The organism is Cupriavidus sp. GW821-FHT02F09, from assembly GCF_059421605.1.
In genome coordinates this window covers 19021-34027 of sequence record NZ_JBWKVH010000013.1, presented here as the reverse complement: position 1 = coordinate 34027, position 15007 = coordinate 19021, and the positions used below count along the sequence as shown (strand labels likewise).

9 protein-coding genes are annotated in these 15007 nt (G+C 68.0%); 2 read left to right on the top strand and 7 right to left on the bottom strand.

What is annotated here, in order from left to right; genetic code table 11:
• The first annotated feature begins 105 nt into the window (after window positions 1-105).
• Window positions 106-804 (top strand): hypothetical protein, encoded by a 699-nt coding sequence (locus tag AC07XB_RS16635; RefSeq protein ID WP_492811525.1) that lies wholly within the window; start codon window positions 106-108, stop codon window positions 802-804.
• 78 nt (window positions 805-882) lie between these two features.
• Here the strand turns inward: AC07XB_RS16635 and AC07XB_RS16630 are convergent, their stop codons facing one another.
• Window positions 883-4476, bottom strand: coding sequence for an indolepyruvate ferredoxin oxidoreductase family protein (locus AC07XB_RS16630; protein ID WP_492828720.1), 3594 nt, complete (start codon window positions 4474-4476; stop codon window positions 883-885).
• A 327-nt stretch (window positions 4477-4803) separates the two neighbouring features.
• Here AC07XB_RS16630 and AC07XB_RS16625 point away from each other — a divergent pair, with 327 nt between their 5' ends.
• Window positions 4804-6585: an NYN domain-containing protein gene (locus AC07XB_RS16625; protein ID WP_492828722.1), complete on the top strand. Its 1782-nt coding sequence runs from the start codon at window positions 4804-4806 to the stop codon at window positions 6583-6585.
• Between the two features lie 78 nt (window positions 6586-6663).
• Here the strand turns inward: AC07XB_RS16625 and gspF are convergent, their stop codons facing one another.
• Genes gspF through gspL form a run of 6 tightly spaced genes read right to left on the bottom strand, consistent with a single transcriptional unit; the run spans window position 6664 to window position 14814 of the window.
• The gene (gene gspF / locus AC07XB_RS16620; protein WP_492375235.1) at window positions 6664-7881 is read right to left on the bottom strand and encodes a type II secretion system inner membrane protein GspF; all 1218 of its coding nucleotides are present in this window, start codon (window positions 7879-7881) and stop codon (window positions 6664-6666) included.
• A 16-nt stretch (window positions 7882-7897) separates the two neighbouring features.
• Window positions 7898-9436: a type II secretion system ATPase GspE gene (gene gspE, locus AC07XB_RS16615; RefSeq protein WP_492811531.1), complete on the bottom strand. Its 1539-nt coding sequence runs from the start codon at window positions 9434-9436 to the stop codon at window positions 7898-7900.
• Window positions 9437-9444: 8 nt separating this feature from the next.
• A complete protein-coding gene (gene gspD / locus AC07XB_RS16610; protein ID WP_492828724.1) occupies window positions 9445-11871 on the bottom strand; it encodes a type II secretion system secretin GspD in 2427 nt (808 codons plus the stop codon).
• Between the two features lie 53 nt (window positions 11872-11924).
• Entirely contained in the window at window positions 11925-12764 is an 840-nt protein-coding gene (locus tag AC07XB_RS16605) for a type II secretion system protein N (RefSeq protein ID WP_492811536.1), read from the bottom strand.
• Window positions 12764-13381: a type II secretion system protein M gene (locus AC07XB_RS16600; RefSeq protein ID WP_492375231.1), complete on the bottom strand. Its 618-nt coding sequence runs from the start codon at window positions 13379-13381 to the stop codon at window positions 12764-12766. Before AC07XB_RS16600 ends, AC07XB_RS16605 begins: the two co-directional genes overlap by 1 nt.
• Window positions 13382-13404: 23 nt before the next feature.
• Window positions 13405-14814: a type II secretion system protein GspL gene (gspL, locus tag AC07XB_RS16595; RefSeq protein ID WP_492828726.1), complete on the bottom strand. Its 1410-nt coding sequence runs from the start codon at window positions 14812-14814 to the stop codon at window positions 13405-13407.
• Window positions 14815-15007: the final 193 nt, after the last annotated feature.

The window sequence follows — 15007 nt, the reverse complement described above, 5'->3', positions numbered from 1 at the left end:
TTCGCGCAATCCCCAAGCAAAAGCAGAAATTTCCTACTCTTTTATCGCACCGTGTTGGGTATAGATTGAGGCACCCCGAATGTAACCTATAGGAGGTGCACTTTTATGGCGCTGCCCAACACACCCTTTCGCCCATGCGGGCACGTTCTGCACACCCGGCCAGCGCTGTTCGTGCTGATCAACTACGCGCCATGCGAGGGCCAGCCGGACTGGTGCAACGCCTCATGCGAATTCGTGGAGGAGGGCAATGCCGATGCCGGCTCGGCACTGGCCGTCCATATCTCGCCCTTTGACGCACTGCTGAACGCGGCGTTCGTGTCTAGCCCGGGCAAGCCGTATCACGTCGCGCATGCGGCGGCTTTCGATCCCCGGACCTTGATCCGGGATAGCGGCGGAAAGCTCCATATCAACCTGCACTGCGGCTGGGCTGCGAGCGACGGCCGGATCGTGGTCAGGCGCAAAGGGGGGCTCGCCAGCGTTTGCATGGTGCAGACCGACGAGATCCCGCCATCGGCGCACGATGCCATCGAGCTCGAGATCGACCAGCAAGGCATTGCCAGGTACGAACGCGTGCGCGAACACGCCGGGCTGTTCGCGCACGCGGATTCGCATAGCCTGATCGAAACGTGGACGGAACAGCAACGGCATCAGGCCGTGGCGCTGGCCATACAGCGCATGCCGGGAACGGTCTGCGTGGGCGCGCAGATCAACCAGGTTGCCCTCTACGACCCCGAAGCCGCGCAATGGCACTTCGTGCCCATCGAGGTTTTCTTCGCCGAGCCGGATCGCAACGCGAATGCCTGAACGGTCGGCTTCAGGCCGGCTATCGAGTTTCCGCAACCGGAGCGCCCCTTCGCGGCGGCGCTCCGTTCAAGCTGAAACTCAAGCCACCTGCTGCGCCGTCTCCGGATGCCGGAACTGGTCAAGCAGCGCCGTCCAGCGCGTACGCACCTTCGCCAGGTTGTCGTCCTTGACGTGCCCGAAGCCGCGAATGTCGTCGGGCAGGCTGGCCAGCGTGATCGCGGTTGCATGGTTGGCTGCGCTCAAACCACGCGTCAGCTCCTCCAGCAACGCACGATACTCGCCGATCAGGGCGCGTTCGGTGCGGCGCTCGGCGGTCTTGCCGAACACATCGAACATGCCACCGCGCAGGCCCTTGAGCTTGGCCAGCACGCCGAAGAGCTTCATGGTGGAGGGACCGAAGCGGCGCTTCACAAGATGCCCCTTCTCGTCGCGCTTGGCCATCAGCGGCGGCGCCAGCCAGAAATTGAGCTGGTAGTCGCGCCCGGGCTCGCCTTCGAACTGATTGCGCAGCTTGTCGAGGAAGACGGGATCGGTATAAAGGCGCGCGACTTCGTACTCGTCCTTGTAGGCCATCAGCTTGGACAAGTTGCGTGCCGCCGCTTCGGTCAGCGGCAGCGGCTTGCCGCTGCCAACCAGTGCGATTTCCGCCGTGCGCACACGGTTCACCGCGTCGCGGAAGGCCTGCGCGTAAGCGGCATCCTGATAGGCAGTCAGGTGCTCGGCGCGGTGCGCGATCAGCTTTTCCAGCAGGGCGCCGGAGGAGGTGGGCAGCTTGACCACTTCCGCGCCTTCGGCGGTGTTGCGCAGCTTGCCGGTGAGCGACAGCACGTGCTCCGGGTCGTGCGCCATGTGGCGGCCCCAGTCGAAGGCGGCCTTGTTCTTTTCCACCGCCGTGCCGTTGAGCTCGATGGCGCGCACCAGCGCGTCCAGCGATAGCGGCAGCCAGCCCTTTTGCCAGGCGTAGCCCAGCACCAGCGGGTTGGTGAAGATGGCGTCGCCGATCAGCGCCACGGCCAGGCCGCTGGCGTTGATGAAGTCGCAAGCCTCGCCCACTGCGTTGCGCACATCCTGTTCCGCCGACAGGCCGGGGAACTGCCACTTGGGATTCTTGATGAACTCGGCGGTGGGCGTCTGTGCCGTGTTGACGATGGCGCGCGTGCGTCCTACCTGGGTCTTGGAGATGACATCGTCGGTGGCGCTGACGATGGCGTCGCAGCCAATCACCAGGTCCGCTTCGCCCATGGCGATGCGGGTGGCGTGGAGCTGGTCCGGGTGCGCGGCAATCTGCACGTGCGAGAGCACCGCGCCGCCCTTTTGCGCCAGGCCGGCCATGTCGAGCACGGTTACGCCCTTGTTTTCCAGGTGCGCGGCCATGCCGAGCAGGCCGCCGATGGTGACCACGCCAGTGCCGCCCACGCCCGTGACCAGTACGCCGTAGGGATGCTCAAGGCCGGGCAGCGCCGGTTGCGGCAAGGCCGGCAGGTTGTCCATCGACACGCCGTGGCGCTCGGGCTTCTTCACCTGTGCGCCTTCGGCCGTGACGAAGCTCGGGCAGAAGCCGTTGACGCACGAGAAGTCCTTGTTGCAGGACGACTGGTTGATCTGCCGCTTGGTGCCAAGCTCCGTTTCCAGCGGCTCCACCGACAGGCAGTTCGACTTCACCGAGCAATCGCCGCAGCCTTCGCAGACCGCGTCGTTGATGAAGGCGCGCTTGGCCGGATCAGGGTAGGTGCCGCGCTTGCGGCGCCGGCGCTTTTCGGTGGCGCAGGTCTGGTCGTAGATCAGGATGGTGGCGCCGGGCACCTCGCGCAGCTCGCGCTGGATCTTGTCGAGCTCGTCGCGGTGGTGCACTTCCACGCTTTGCGGCAGCTTGATGGCGGCGCTGTATTTTTCAGGCTCGTCGGTGACGACGACGATCTTCTTCGCGCCCTCGGCCGCCACCTGGAAGGCCACATCCTGCACCGACAGCTTGCCGTCGATCGGCTGGCCGCCGGTCATGGCGACGGCGTCGTTGTAGAGGATCTTGTAGGTGATGTTGACGCCTGCCGCGATCGATGCGCGAATCGCCAGCAGGCCGGAGTGGAAATAGGTGCCGTCGCCCAGGTTGGCGAACACATGCTTGTCGCCGGCGAAGGGCGCTTGCCCGATCCATGCCACGCCTTCGCCGCCCATCTGGCTGAAGGTGCTGGTGCTGCGGTCCATCCACACCGTCATGTAGTGGCAGCCGATGCCGGCCAGCGCGCGCGAGCCTTCGGGCACGTTGGTGGAGGTGTTGTGCGGGCAGCCCGAACAGAACCAGGGCTTGCGCTCGGCCGCCACGCGCGGCACGGCCATGGCTTTTTCCTTGGCCTCGATCACCGCGATGCGCGCGGCAATGCGCGCGCGCACGTCGGAGGGCAGCTCGAACTTGTCGAGCCGCGTGGCGATGGCGCGCGCAATGATGGCGGGCGACAGTTCATAGTGCGCTGGCAGCAGCCAGTTGCTCTGCGGGATCGACCATTCGCCGCCTGCGTTGTCTTTTTCGTCGAACTTGCCGTAGACCTTGGGGCGCACGTCGTCGCGCCAGTTGTAGAGCTCTTCCTTGAGCGCGTACTCCATGATCTGGCGCTTTTCCTCGACCACCAGGATTTCCTGCAGGCCTTCGGCAAAGGCACGCGCGCCGTGCGCTTCCAGCGGCCACACGCAGCCCACCTTGTACAGGCGGATGCCGATGCGTGCGCAGGTCTCATCGTCCAGGCCCAGGTTGGCCAGCGCCTGGCGCGTGTCGAGATAAGCCTTGCCGCCGGTCATGATGCCGAAGCGCGCATGCGGCGAATCGATCTCGATACGGTCGATCTTGTTGGCGCGCACATAGGCCAGGCCGGCGTACCACTTGTAGTCGAGCAGGCGCGCTTCCTGTTCCAGCGGCGGATCGGGCCAGCGGATATTCAGGCCGCCCGGCGGCAGGACGAAATCCTGCGGCAGCACGATTTCCACGCGATGCGGATCCAGCTCCACCGATGCCGATGACTCCACCACATCGGTCACGCATTTCATCGACACCCACAGGCCGGAGTAGCGGCTCATGGCCCAGGCATGCAGGCCGTAGTCGAGATACTCCTGCACGTTCGAGGGATAGAGCACCGGCAGGCCGCAGGCCTTGAAGATGTGCTCGGACTGGTGCGCCAGCGTGGACGATTTGGCGGCGTGGTCGTCGCCCGCCAGCACCAGCACGCCGCCGTGCCTGGAGGAGCCGGCCGAGTTGGCGTGCTTGAAGACGTCGCTCGTGCGGTCCACGCCCGGGCCCTTGCCGTACCACATGCCAAACACGCCCTCGAACTTGGCGTCCGGATACATATTCACCTGCTGCGAGCCCCATACCGAGGTGGCAGCCAGGTCTTCATTCAATCCCGCCTGGAACACGATGTCGTGCGCAGCCAGATGCTGCTTGGCCTTCCATAGCGACTGGTCCAGCGCGCCTAGCGGCGAGCCGCGGTAACCAGAGATAAAGCCGGCCGTGTTCAGGCCGGCGGCGCGGTCGCGCTCGCGCTGCAGCATCGGCAGGCGCACCAGCGCCTGCGTGCCGCTGATATATACGCGGCCACGCTCCAGCGTGTATTTGTCTTCCAGGGAAACGTTTGCGAGCGCGCGGCGGATGGCGTCGCTGACCGGAGGGGTCAGGGGGGCATTCATAGGTGCTCCTCTATGGGGCATGCAGTCGGGATCACCGACTCACTTCAGTTGTGGGCGACCGTGCGCCGCCTCTTGTGAAGGCGGAAAACGACCGTGTCTCGTTGCAGCATGGTAGCACCGCCCCCAAGGGGGCGGCACCTTGCGACGCAGCAAAAAGCGCGCCCGACACAGGCGTGCTTTCCCGAATGGACACGCTTCGCGTGTACACTGCGTTGCAAACAGGTTTACGCAACAAACGGGCAGATGCGGACCGTGCGCCATATCTTCAGGGATTGTGCCCCGGTGCAACCCGCCCCATCCGAGGCCGACCGGCCTCCAGGACCCAACATGACTATTTCCTCCCGCCAGGGCACTGCGACCCTGGCTGTGCTGATCGACGCCGACAATGCGGCGCCCGCCATCGTCGAAGGCCTGCTGGCCGAAGTCGCCAAGTACGGCGTAGCCGCCGTCAAGCGGATCTACGGCGACTGGACCAAGCCCAACCTGGCCGGCTGGAAGGAGCGCCTTCTGTCGCACTCCATCCAGCCGATCCAGCAGTTCCGCTACACGGTCGGCAAGAACGCCACCGACAGCGCGATGATCATCGACGCGATGGACCTGCTGTACACGGGCCGCTTCGACGGCTTCTGCATCGTCTCCAGCGACAGCGATTTCACCCGCCTGGCCTCGCGCATCCGTGAGCAGGGCCTGACCGTGTACGGCTTTGGCGAACGCAAGACACCCAAGCCCTTCGTCACGGCCTGCGACAAGTTCATCTTTGCCGACGTGCTGCGCAGCGACGCCGACACCGACACCGATACGGAAGCCGACGGCGCCGCCGCGCCCGCGCGCAAGCGCAACAGCGGCGAGCTGCGCCAGGATTCGCGCCTGGTGCGCCTGCTGCAAAGCGCCTCGCAAGCGGTCTCGGACGAAGAAGGCTGGGCCACGCTCGGCGGCATGGGCAACCACATCGCCAAGCAGGCACCCGAGTTCGACTCGCGCAACTACGGCTACGGCAAGCTCTCCGAGCTGGTCGCTGCCACGGGCCTGTTCGAAGTCGAGACCCGCAACGGCAACAACAACAAGACGCTGTGGGTGCGCCTGAAGCGCCGTTCCAAGACCGGCGAAGCCGAGCCCCGCCAGGGCGACGAGCGCCAGCCCGAGAACCGCCAGCCCGAGAGCCGTCAGAGCGAGAACCGCCAGGGCGAGAACCGTCAGGGCGAGAACCGCCAGGGCGAGAACCGTCAGGGCGAGAACCGTCAGGGTGAGAATGCCCAGGCAGAAAGCCCTCAGGCTGAGAACCGTGACAACCGCGAGCGGCGCGAGAATCGCCGCAACAAGCGGCGTGGTGGCGATCGCCAGCCTTTCCCGCAGCAACAAGGCTCACGGCCGGAGCGTGCGCAGCAGGCCGCACTGCCTGTGCAGCCCGCGCCGGTGCCCGAATTTGCAGCGCCGGCCCCCGCTCCCGTTAGCGAAACCGCCCCGTCGTTCGTGGTCGATCCGATGGACGTGCTGGAGCGCGTGGAGCAGGCTTACAACGGCGCCGAGTCCGAGGACGAGCAGGACGACGCCGATGCTGGCGAAAACGGCGAATCGAACGGTGGCCGCCGCCGCAAGCCGCCCAAGCCCGAGGTCACGCTGAGCGAGATCCCGTGGCCGATCGACAGCTCGATCTTTGTGGCACCGTCGTCCACCGTGGTGGCGGCGGTCGTCGAAGCCGCTGAAGTCATCGAGATTGTCGAGGTGGCGCCGGTCGTGGAAGCGGTCGAGGTTGCCGAGGTCGTCGAAGTCGCTCCGGTTGTGGAAATGGCCGAGGTGGTCGAGGTTGCCGAGCTGGTCGAGCCGGTCGAGCCCGTGGTTGAGGTCAAGGCGAAAGCCAAGGCCCCGGCCCGCGCGAAGAAGACGGCTGCACCCGCCAAGAAGGCTGCCGCACCGGCCAAAAAGGCAGACGCACCCGCCAAGAAAGCGGAAGCACCAGCCAAAAAGACCGCTGTAGCCGCCAAGAAGGCTGCTGCGCCGGCCAAGAAGGCCGCCGCTCCCGCCAAAAAGGCTGCGCCTGCAGCCAAGAAGGCGGCCGCCGCCGCGCCGGCCAAGCGCGCACCGAAGAAGACGGCGAAGGCTGCTGAATAAGCCACACTCGTCAGAACGCAAAACGGCGCCGCAAGGCGCCGTTTTGCATTTCGGCAGCTTGCGCCGCCAGCCGCATGACTACCGTACCAACTGGTTGATCTCGATGATCGGCATCAGCACCGCCAGCACGATCAGCAGCACCACCACGCCCATGCTGAGGATCAGCAGCGGCTCGAGCAGGCTGGTGAGGAACAGCGTGCGGCGCTCCAGCTCTGCGCCTTCGCCCTGCGCCGCGCGCTCCAGCATGATCGGCAGGTTGCCGGTGGCTTCGCCAGAGCGGATCAAATGCACCAGCACGGAAGGAAACTGGTTCTGCGCGGCCAGCGCGCGTGCCAGCGAGGCGCCTTCGCGCACCCGCGTGGTGGCGTCATCCACGTTGGCCTTGAGCGCCTCGTTGGTCAGCGTTTCCCCGGCTGCCTGCAGGCTGCGCAGGATGGGCACGCCAGCGGATACCAGGATGGCGAGCGTGCTGGCGAAGCGTGCGGTGTTATAGCCGCGGATCAGCTTGCCGACCAGCGGCGCGGTCAGCAGCCAGCGGTGCCACTCCAGGCGCACACCGGGCTGGCGCAGCAGGCTGCGTATGCCCAGGCTCACCGCCACGATGAACGCCAGGGCGGCCCACCACCAGTTGCGCACGAAATCCGACAGCGCCAGCATGATGATGGTCAGCATCGGCAGCTTCTGCTTGGTGTTGGCGAAGACGCTCACCACCTGCGGCACCACATAGGACAGCAGGAAGATCACGATGGCGAACGCCACCACGGTGACGATGGCGGGGTAGGTAAAGGCCAGCCGGATCTTGGCGGTGAGCGAGTTGCGCGTCTCGATATAGTCCGCCAGCTTTTCCAGCACCAGGCCGAGGTGGCCCGAGTGCTCGCCGGCGGAAACCAGCGCGCGGTAGATATCCGGAAAATCGCGCGGATGGTGCAACAGCGCCACCGAGAGCGAACTGCCGCCGACCACGTCCGCGCGGATGCCGGCCAGCAGCTCGTGCACATAGCTGCGCTCGGCCTGGTCAGCCAGCGCCGCCAGTGCTTCGTCCAGCGGCAGGCCGGCCACGATCAGGCTGGCGAGCTGGCGCGTGAACAGCGCTTGCTCTTGCGTGGAGAGCCGGCGCACGAAGGCAGCGGTGCTGCTTTTCTGCACGCCGCCGACGCCTGCCAGCGGATCCACATTGAGCGGTGTCAGGCCGCGCGCGCGCAACTGGCCGCGGGCCTGCTTGGGGCTGTCGGCTTCGATGACGCCGCGATCGGTCTTGCCGGCGGCATCGACGGCCTCGTAACGATAGGCTGGCATGTCTCTGGGCTCGCCCTTAGTCGCGCGTGACGCGCAAGACTTCTTCCAGCGCGGTTGCGCCCGAGTCGATCCAGCGCTGCGCATCGCGACGCATGGTGTGCATGCCGCGCGCCAGGGCCACCTTCTTGATCTCGGATTCGGCCGACTGGCGGTGGATCATGGTGCGGATCTCGTCATCCACGCTGAGCAGCTCGTACACGCCCATGCGCCCCTGGTAGCCCGAGTGGCCGCATTTGTCGCAGCCCACCGCATGCCACACGCGTTGCAGCGGTTTGCCTTGCGCCAGCAGCACGTCGGCTTCGTCGGGTGTGACTTCGATCACTTCCTCGCGCTTGCAGTGCTGGCACAGCCGGCGTACCAGCCGCTGCGCCAGCACGCCGAGCAGCGACGACGACAGCAGGAAGGGCTCGATGCCCATGTCGACCAGCCGCGTCACCGCCGAAGCCGAGTCGTTGGTGTGCAGCGTGGCCAGCACCAGGTGGCCCGTCAGCGAGGCTTGCACCGCGATCTGCGCGGTTTCCAGGTCGCGGATTTCGCCGATCATCACCACGTCCGGATCCTGGCGCAGGATGGCCCGCAGCGCCTTGCCGAAGGTCATGTCGATGCGCGGGTTGACCTGGGTCTGGCCGATGCCGTCGAGGTCGTACTCGATCGGGTCTTCCACCGTCATGATGTTGGTGGTGCGCGCATCGAGCCGCGACAGCGCGGCGTACAGCGTGGTGGTCTTGCCCGAGCCGGTCGGCCCGGTCACCAGCACGATGCCGTGCGGCTGGCGGATCAGGTGATCGAAGCCGCCCAGCGTGCCCGGCGCCATGCCGAGCTTGGCGAGATCGAGGCGGCCGGCCTCCTTGTCGAGCAGACGCAGCACCGCGCGCTCGCCGTGGCCGGTGGGCAGCGTGGAGACGCGCACGTCCACGGGACGCCCGCCCACGCGCAGCGTGATGCGGCCGTCCTGCGGCAGGCGTTTTTCCGCGATGTCGAGCTGCGCCATGATCTTGATGCGCGAGATCAGCGCGCCGTGCAGCGCCTTCTTCGGGCGCACCACGTCGCGCAGCGTGCCGTCCACGCGAAAGCGCACCACCGAGGAGGACTCGAACGGCTCGATGTGGATATCGGAGGCACCTTCGCGCGCGGCCTGGGTGAGCAGCGCGTTGATCATGCGGATGATGGGGGCGTCGTCCTCGGACTCCAGCAGGTCTTCCACGGCGGGAATGTCCTGCATCAGCCGCGACAGGTCGACTTCGCCCTCCACCTCGCCAACCACCTGGGCGGCGCTGCCGCTGTCCTGGCGGTTGTAGGCCTCGGACATGGCGAGCTCCAGCGCATCGGGCTCCAGCACGCGCAGGCGCAGCGGCCCGTGCACGCGTGCCACTTCGGCCAGCGCTGCGGGCGAGGTGGCGCGGCTGACCCACACCTCCAGGCCGTCGGCACGCTGGTGCGCGATCAGCAGGCGGGCCTCGCGCGCGAAGCCGTAGGTGACCAGGCGCGCGGCGATGGTCGACGGCGGCTCCAGCGGCTCGTCGGACATGGCGGCGGGGGCGATGCTTGTGGCCATGGCGAGTCTCAGTTCACCGGGCGCACGGCGTCCACCGTGGCGTTGCCGAGATTGACGCCCGGCGGCAGCGGCGTGCCGTTGGCTGCGGGCGCCTGGGCTTGCGGCTGCCTTTGCTGCTGTTGCTGCTGTTGCTGCTGCGATTGCGGCAGCGTCTGCTCCAGCGGCAGCGGACCCGGCACCGGCCCGCGCGAGCGCGGGTCGACGAACGGTGCCATGGGCGCGTCCGCCGGCGGCAGGATCGGCGTATTGCCGTCGCGCACCATGATGTTGGGTGAGGCGAAGCCCTGCTGCAGGCCGCGCATATAGTCGTAGCGGTCCTGCGTCAGGCGGTCGGTGGCGCCGGCGGTGCGCATCACGTACGGGCGCAGGAACACCAGCAGGTTGGTCTTGCCGCGGTTCTTGTTTTCGTAGCGGAACAGCCCGCCGATCCACGGCAGGTCGCCCAGTCCCGGCACCTTCTGCACGCCGTCGCCGTAGGTGTCCTCGATCAGGCCGCCCAGCACGATGATCTGGCCGTCGTCCACCAGCACGTTGGTCTCGATCGAGCGCACATTGGTGGTCGGGCCCTGGGTGAGGGCGGCGGTGCCCTGTACCACGGACGATGATTCCTGGTAGATCTGCATCTTCACCAGGCCGCCATCGGTGATCTGCGGCTTGACCCGCAGCGTGATGCCGACGTCCTTGCGGTCGAAGGTCTGGAATGGCGTGACTGACGCCGAACTGCCGGTCTGCGCGTAGGAGCCGGTGGTGACCGGGATGTTCTGCCCGATCAGGATCTTGGCTTCCTCGTTCTCCAGCGTGATCAGGTTGGGCGTGGACAGCAGGTTGACGCTGCCGTCGGCACCAAGCGCGTGCAGCAGCGCGCCCAGGCCCATCGCCCGGTTGACGATGCCGAGGTTCAGACCGGCCAGATCGGGCACCAGGCCCGAGACGCTCGGAATGGCGGCGGCGCCGTTCGCGTTGATCGCGGCGGCGGCACCCGTCAGGTTGATGATGTTCTGGCCGCCCGTGCCGAAGTTGGTGCCGGCAAAGACGTTGGTGTTGCTATTGCGCGAGTTGAGCAGGCCCTGCCACTGGATGCCCAGCTGGCCGGTCTGGGTGGAAGAGACTTCCACGATCATCGACTCGATATAGACCTGCGCGCGGCGCATGTCGAGGTCTTCGATCACCGCGCGCAGGTTGCGGTAGACGGGCTCGCTGGCCGTGATGATCAGCGAGTTGGTGGCCGGGTCGGCCTGGATGATGCCGCCGGTGGTCGGCAACGTGTTGGTGGCGAATGAGTTCGCGAAGGCCGAGCTGCCGCCGCCGGATCCCGATCCGCTGCGGGAGCTGCCGGTGCTGCCGCCCGTGTATTGGCCGGTGTTGGGCGTCGAGGTGTTGAGCAGGCCGGTGCCGCCGGCGACGCCCGCCGCGCCGGTCGCGCCCTGCGTGCCGGACTGGCTGGTGTTGAAGGAGCTGTCGGCCGCGACGATGGCGCGCAGCGTCTGCGCCAGCTTGGTGGCTTCCGCGTTTTTCAGGGGCACCACCCAGATATTGCCGGGGCGCGCATAGGGCTGGTCGAGCTTCTCGATCAACTGGCGCGCCTGCTGCAGCCGTGCCCGGCTGGAGGCACGGATCATCAGCGAATTGCTGCGCGGCTCCGCCACCACCGAGGTGCGCAGGCTGGCGTCGGCGCCTGCCACGGCCCCGCCAGCAGCGCCGGCGGAACCCGGGTCCAGCAGTTTTTGCAGCACCAGCGCGGTATCGCTGGCGATGGCATTCTTGAGCGGCACGAGCTCGACCTCGCCCGAGGCCGGCGCGTCGATGGCGGCGATGATGCGGCCCAGGCGCTGCAGGTTCTCGGCGTAGTCGGTAATGACCAGCGTGTTGTTGGCCGGGTAGGCGGTGATGGTGTTGTTCGGCGCGATCATCGGGCGCAGCACCGGCACCAGGTTGTTGGCCGACTCATAGTTGAGGCGGAACACCTGGGTCACCACCTGGTCGCCGCGGGACCTGCCGCTGCCGACCACGATGGGCGAGCCCTGCAGCTTGGCGTCGGCTTCCGGCACCACCTTGGTGAAGCCGTTGCTCTCGACCATCGCATAGCCTTGCATGCGCAGCACCGAGCCCAGCGTTTCCAGCGCCTGCGAGCGCGACACCGGCTGCTCGGTCACCAGGTTCACCGAGCCTTTCACGCGCGGGTCGATGACGAAGTTCTTGCCGGTCGCCTGCCCCACCGCCTTCACCACCGATTCCAGGTCGGCATTGACGAAGTTGAGCACGACCTGGTCGCGGCTGCGCGGAGTCAGGTCGGGCGGCTGGCCTGGCTGGGCCGCCGGCTGGCTCGGTTGCTGGGCCCACAGCGGCGCGGGTGCCAGCAGGGAGAGGCCGCATAGCAGCGCGGTGGCGCGGGCGCAGCGGGTCTTGAGCGAAGGTCGAAGGGCTTGGGTTTTCATATTCGGTTCCGGGCTGCGGGCATCGGCGCGAAGGTTTCGCGCCGATGCCGGGGTCAGAAGCGCAGCCGTGTCACATTGTCCTCACGTCGTCCCAGCAGGCTCAACAGGCCCACCAATTGCGTAGCGGCGTCGGGGTCGGCGTCGGCCGTGCCCTCGAAGCGCGCCTGGCGGCCCAGGGTGCCGCTGCCCTGCAGGTGCAGTGGCCCGGCGAGGGTAGTCAGTTGCAGCTTGCCGTCGGCGCCCGACCAGTCGATCTCGGCGCGGTAGCTGCCAAGCGGGCGCACCCGGCTGACGGCCGATGATACTTGGTCAAGGCGTACGGTCAGGTGGCCGGTCATGCCGCCCGCGCCGCCTGCGCTGCCCGGCTCGCTGGCACGCGCAAAGAACCGGCCTTGCAGGCCGGACCAGTCAATGCGCATCAGCCCGTCGGGGCGCAGGGTATTGAACGGGGCGCCGACGCCTTCGAGCAGCGCCGCCGGCATGCGGATGGCGCCGGCCTGGGCGGTCCAGCCGAGCGGGGTCACCGCCACGGCGACCGGGCCGCTCATGGCCTCGGTATGGTTGACCACCATGCGCAGCGTGCCGGTCAGCAACGGCCAGAAGGCCACTGACCATTGCAGCCGCCCGGGCAGCACCGTGGCGGTCTCGCTGCCTGTGCCGGCCGACAGGGCCAGGGTGGCGCTGCCGTTCCACAGCGAGCCATCGGCATCGGCCAGCAGCACGCGGCGCTGGCTCTGGCTGGCGATGCCATCGGCGATCCATGCCGCGGGAAATGCCGCCAGCACGGTTAGCGCCACGGTGACGCAGCCAAGCGCCAGCCAGCCCGCGCGTTGCCAGCCACGGGGGCTGGCAACGCGGCGGCGGGCGAGCCTCAGGGCTTCCAGGCGCGCCATCAGCCGCGCCCGCCCGGATTTGCCGCGGGGCCTTGCAAGGTGGCGGTGACGTTCACCAAGGCGGTGGCGCCCACGTAGACGATGCGGGTATCGATCACCTTGAGGCGCTGTTGCTGGCGCACATCCTGCAGCCAGCTCGCCACGGAGCCGAAGGGCACCTTGTCGAGCTGCACCTGCACGCTGTTGTCGCCGGTGCCATTGAGGCGGGTGGCCTTGAGGCCGTGCTGGGCAAGGCTCTCCTGCAAGGCCTGGTTGAGCGCCTCGCCGCGCAGCGACGGGGCCGGGCTGGCTGCCAGGCCGCGCGCTTCCTGCGCCAGCGTTTCCATCTCCGCCGCGTCGCTGCGCAGTTGCGGCAGGCTGCGCAGCAGCTTGTCACGACCGTCGGCGGCGGGCTCCCAGAGGACGGTGTAGCCGATCACGAGCGCCAGCACGGCGCTGCCGCCGGCCAGGATGGCCTGCTCACGCGGGTTGCGCGCCGACCAGAAGGCGTCGAAACGTTCCTGCCAGCGCTGCGGCACGCGCGGGCGCAGGCGCGCCAGCCGGTCCGCGACGCGCGCGCGGCCAGCCGGGCTGCGCTGGGTGGCGCGGGGGCCGGGCTTGGATGCGGTGTCTTTCATCGGGGTCACTTGGCGGTCCGCGCTCACAGGCTGGGCTTGATTGACCAGCGGGTGCCGGCCGGTGCGTTGGCGCGCGCGGCGTCGGGCGGGCTGTTGTCAGCTTCCATGGCCAGGCCGGACTGGCGCGCCGCGCTGCGCAGCGCATTGGTGTCGGTGCCAGGCTTGAGCGTGGCGAACAAAGTGTGCCCGCGGTATTCGAGCGCCAGCAGCGCGTCCGGCGCAAGCTGGCGCGCGGCCTGGCCGAAGCGGTCGGCCAGCGGCAGGAAATCGTCGGGCGTGCTGCGCCCGCTCGCCAGGCGCAGCTGGTCGACCTGGCGGCGCATCTGCAGCGGCGGATCGATGACCACGGGGATCTGCGGAAAGGCGCTGCGCAGCGTCTGTTCCTGGCCGGCCGCGAGGCGCTGCGCCTCCTGGCGCAGCAGCAGCCAATGCACGTTCATGCCAATCAACTGGACCAGCACCAGGCCGGCAGCCAGCGCCAGCGGCAGGCGCCAGGCCTTGAGGTTCCAGCGGTCGGCACGGCCCTGGGCGAATTCGAACTGGGCCAGGTCGAGCGCGGGCTCGCGCAGGCTGGCCTGTGCCCCTTCGATCCATACCCGCCAGTCCAGCGCTTGCGCGCCCGGCGGCGCCACCCGCGCCAAGGCGTCCTTTGATGCGTACCAGTCACCGGCGGGGGCGAGTCCCTGCCAGGCGGCGAGCGCCTCGGAGCCTAGCAGCAGGCCGTAGCCGGCGTACTCACTGCTGCGCACGGTCAGTTGCCAGTAGCGCGAAAGCTCGGCTGGCGCGGGCACGCCCTCCGTTTCAAACAAGGGCGACGCGCTGGTCAGCGAGGCGGCTTCGAGCGCCAGCGTGGCCGGGGCCGCGCTGGCCGCGGAGGGGTGGCCGACAGAATCCGCGCCGGGCTCGGCGGGATGCGCCACAGGCTGCTGGGGCAGGCACAACTGCGCCGGCAACACGTGGCGGCGGCGGTGGCGATGCTCGGCAAATGCGTCCAGCACGGCGCGCAGCCAGGCGCGGTCCGTCACCATCAGCAAGCGCCGGCGCGAGCCGCTGGCCGCCTTGCCCTTGCCCGGCAGCGCGTCGAGGGGCGGGCCCACGGCGATATGGCAAGGCTGGGCGTCGGTGGCCAGCACCTCCTCGACCAGGTTCGGCAGCGCCAGCTTGAGCCGCGCCGGCGCGAGCGGCGGCACCGTGGCTCCGGTAAGCAGCACATCGCTGGCCGCCATGATCAGGACCAGGCGTTCGGCGGGAGGCAGTTCGGCGATGGCGGCGTGGCCTTCGCGCAACAACTGCCCCGCCGCCTGGGGGCCTTGCCGGTGGCTACGGTCGGCGACGGCCGTGCGGACCAGGGCAAACGGCAAGGCACCGAAGTGCCAGGGTTGCGGCTGGTCGTGCGGCCGATGCGGCAGGCGGACGTACAGGGTGGTGCTCAAGATTTCCTTGCTACAGCGCCGATCGTGGCGTCAATGAACGATAGCGGGGGCATGCGGCCCATGCAGCGGACGGCGCTGCTTGCATGGCGGATGCCGGCTGCGATACTGCCGGCGGCACAGGGCAGGCGGGCGCCCGGAGCCATGGACTACCGCTTCCGCCGGGCCGGAGCATACCTTGCCTGTGTGACGAATT

What these genes read in the sequence shown, in the direction of transcription:
- AC07XB_RS16635 (WP_492811525.1), top strand. Translation starts at nt 106, where the DNA reads ATGGCGCTGCCCAACACACCCTTTCGCCCATGCGGGCACGTTCTGCAC.
- AC07XB_RS16630 (WP_492828720.1), bottom strand. Translation starts at nt 4,476, where the DNA reads ATGAATGCCCCCCTGACCCCTCCGGTCAGCGACGCCATCCGCCGCGCG.
- AC07XB_RS16625 (WP_492828722.1), top strand. Translation starts at nt 4,804, where the DNA reads ATGACTATTTCCTCCCGCCAGGGCACTGCGACCCTGGCTGTGCTGATC.
- gspF (WP_492375235.1), bottom strand. Translation starts at nt 7,881, where the DNA reads ATGCCAGCCTATCGTTACGAGGCCGTCGATGCCGCCGGCAAGACCGAT.
- gspE (WP_492811531.1), bottom strand. Translation starts at nt 9,436, where the DNA reads ATGGCCACAAGCATCGCCCCCGCCGCCATGTCCGACGAGCCGCTGGAG.
- gspD (WP_492828724.1), bottom strand. Translation starts at nt 11,871, where the DNA reads ATGAAAACCCAAGCCCTTCGACCTTCGCTCAAGACCCGCTGCGCCCGC.
- AC07XB_RS16605 (WP_492811536.1), bottom strand. Translation starts at nt 12,764, where the DNA reads ATGGCGCGCCTGGAAGCCCTGAGGCTCGCCCGCCGCCGCGTTGCCAGC.
- AC07XB_RS16600 (WP_492375231.1), bottom strand. Translation starts at nt 13,381, where the DNA reads ATGAAAGACACCGCATCCAAGCCCGGCCCCCGCGCCACCCAGCGCAGC.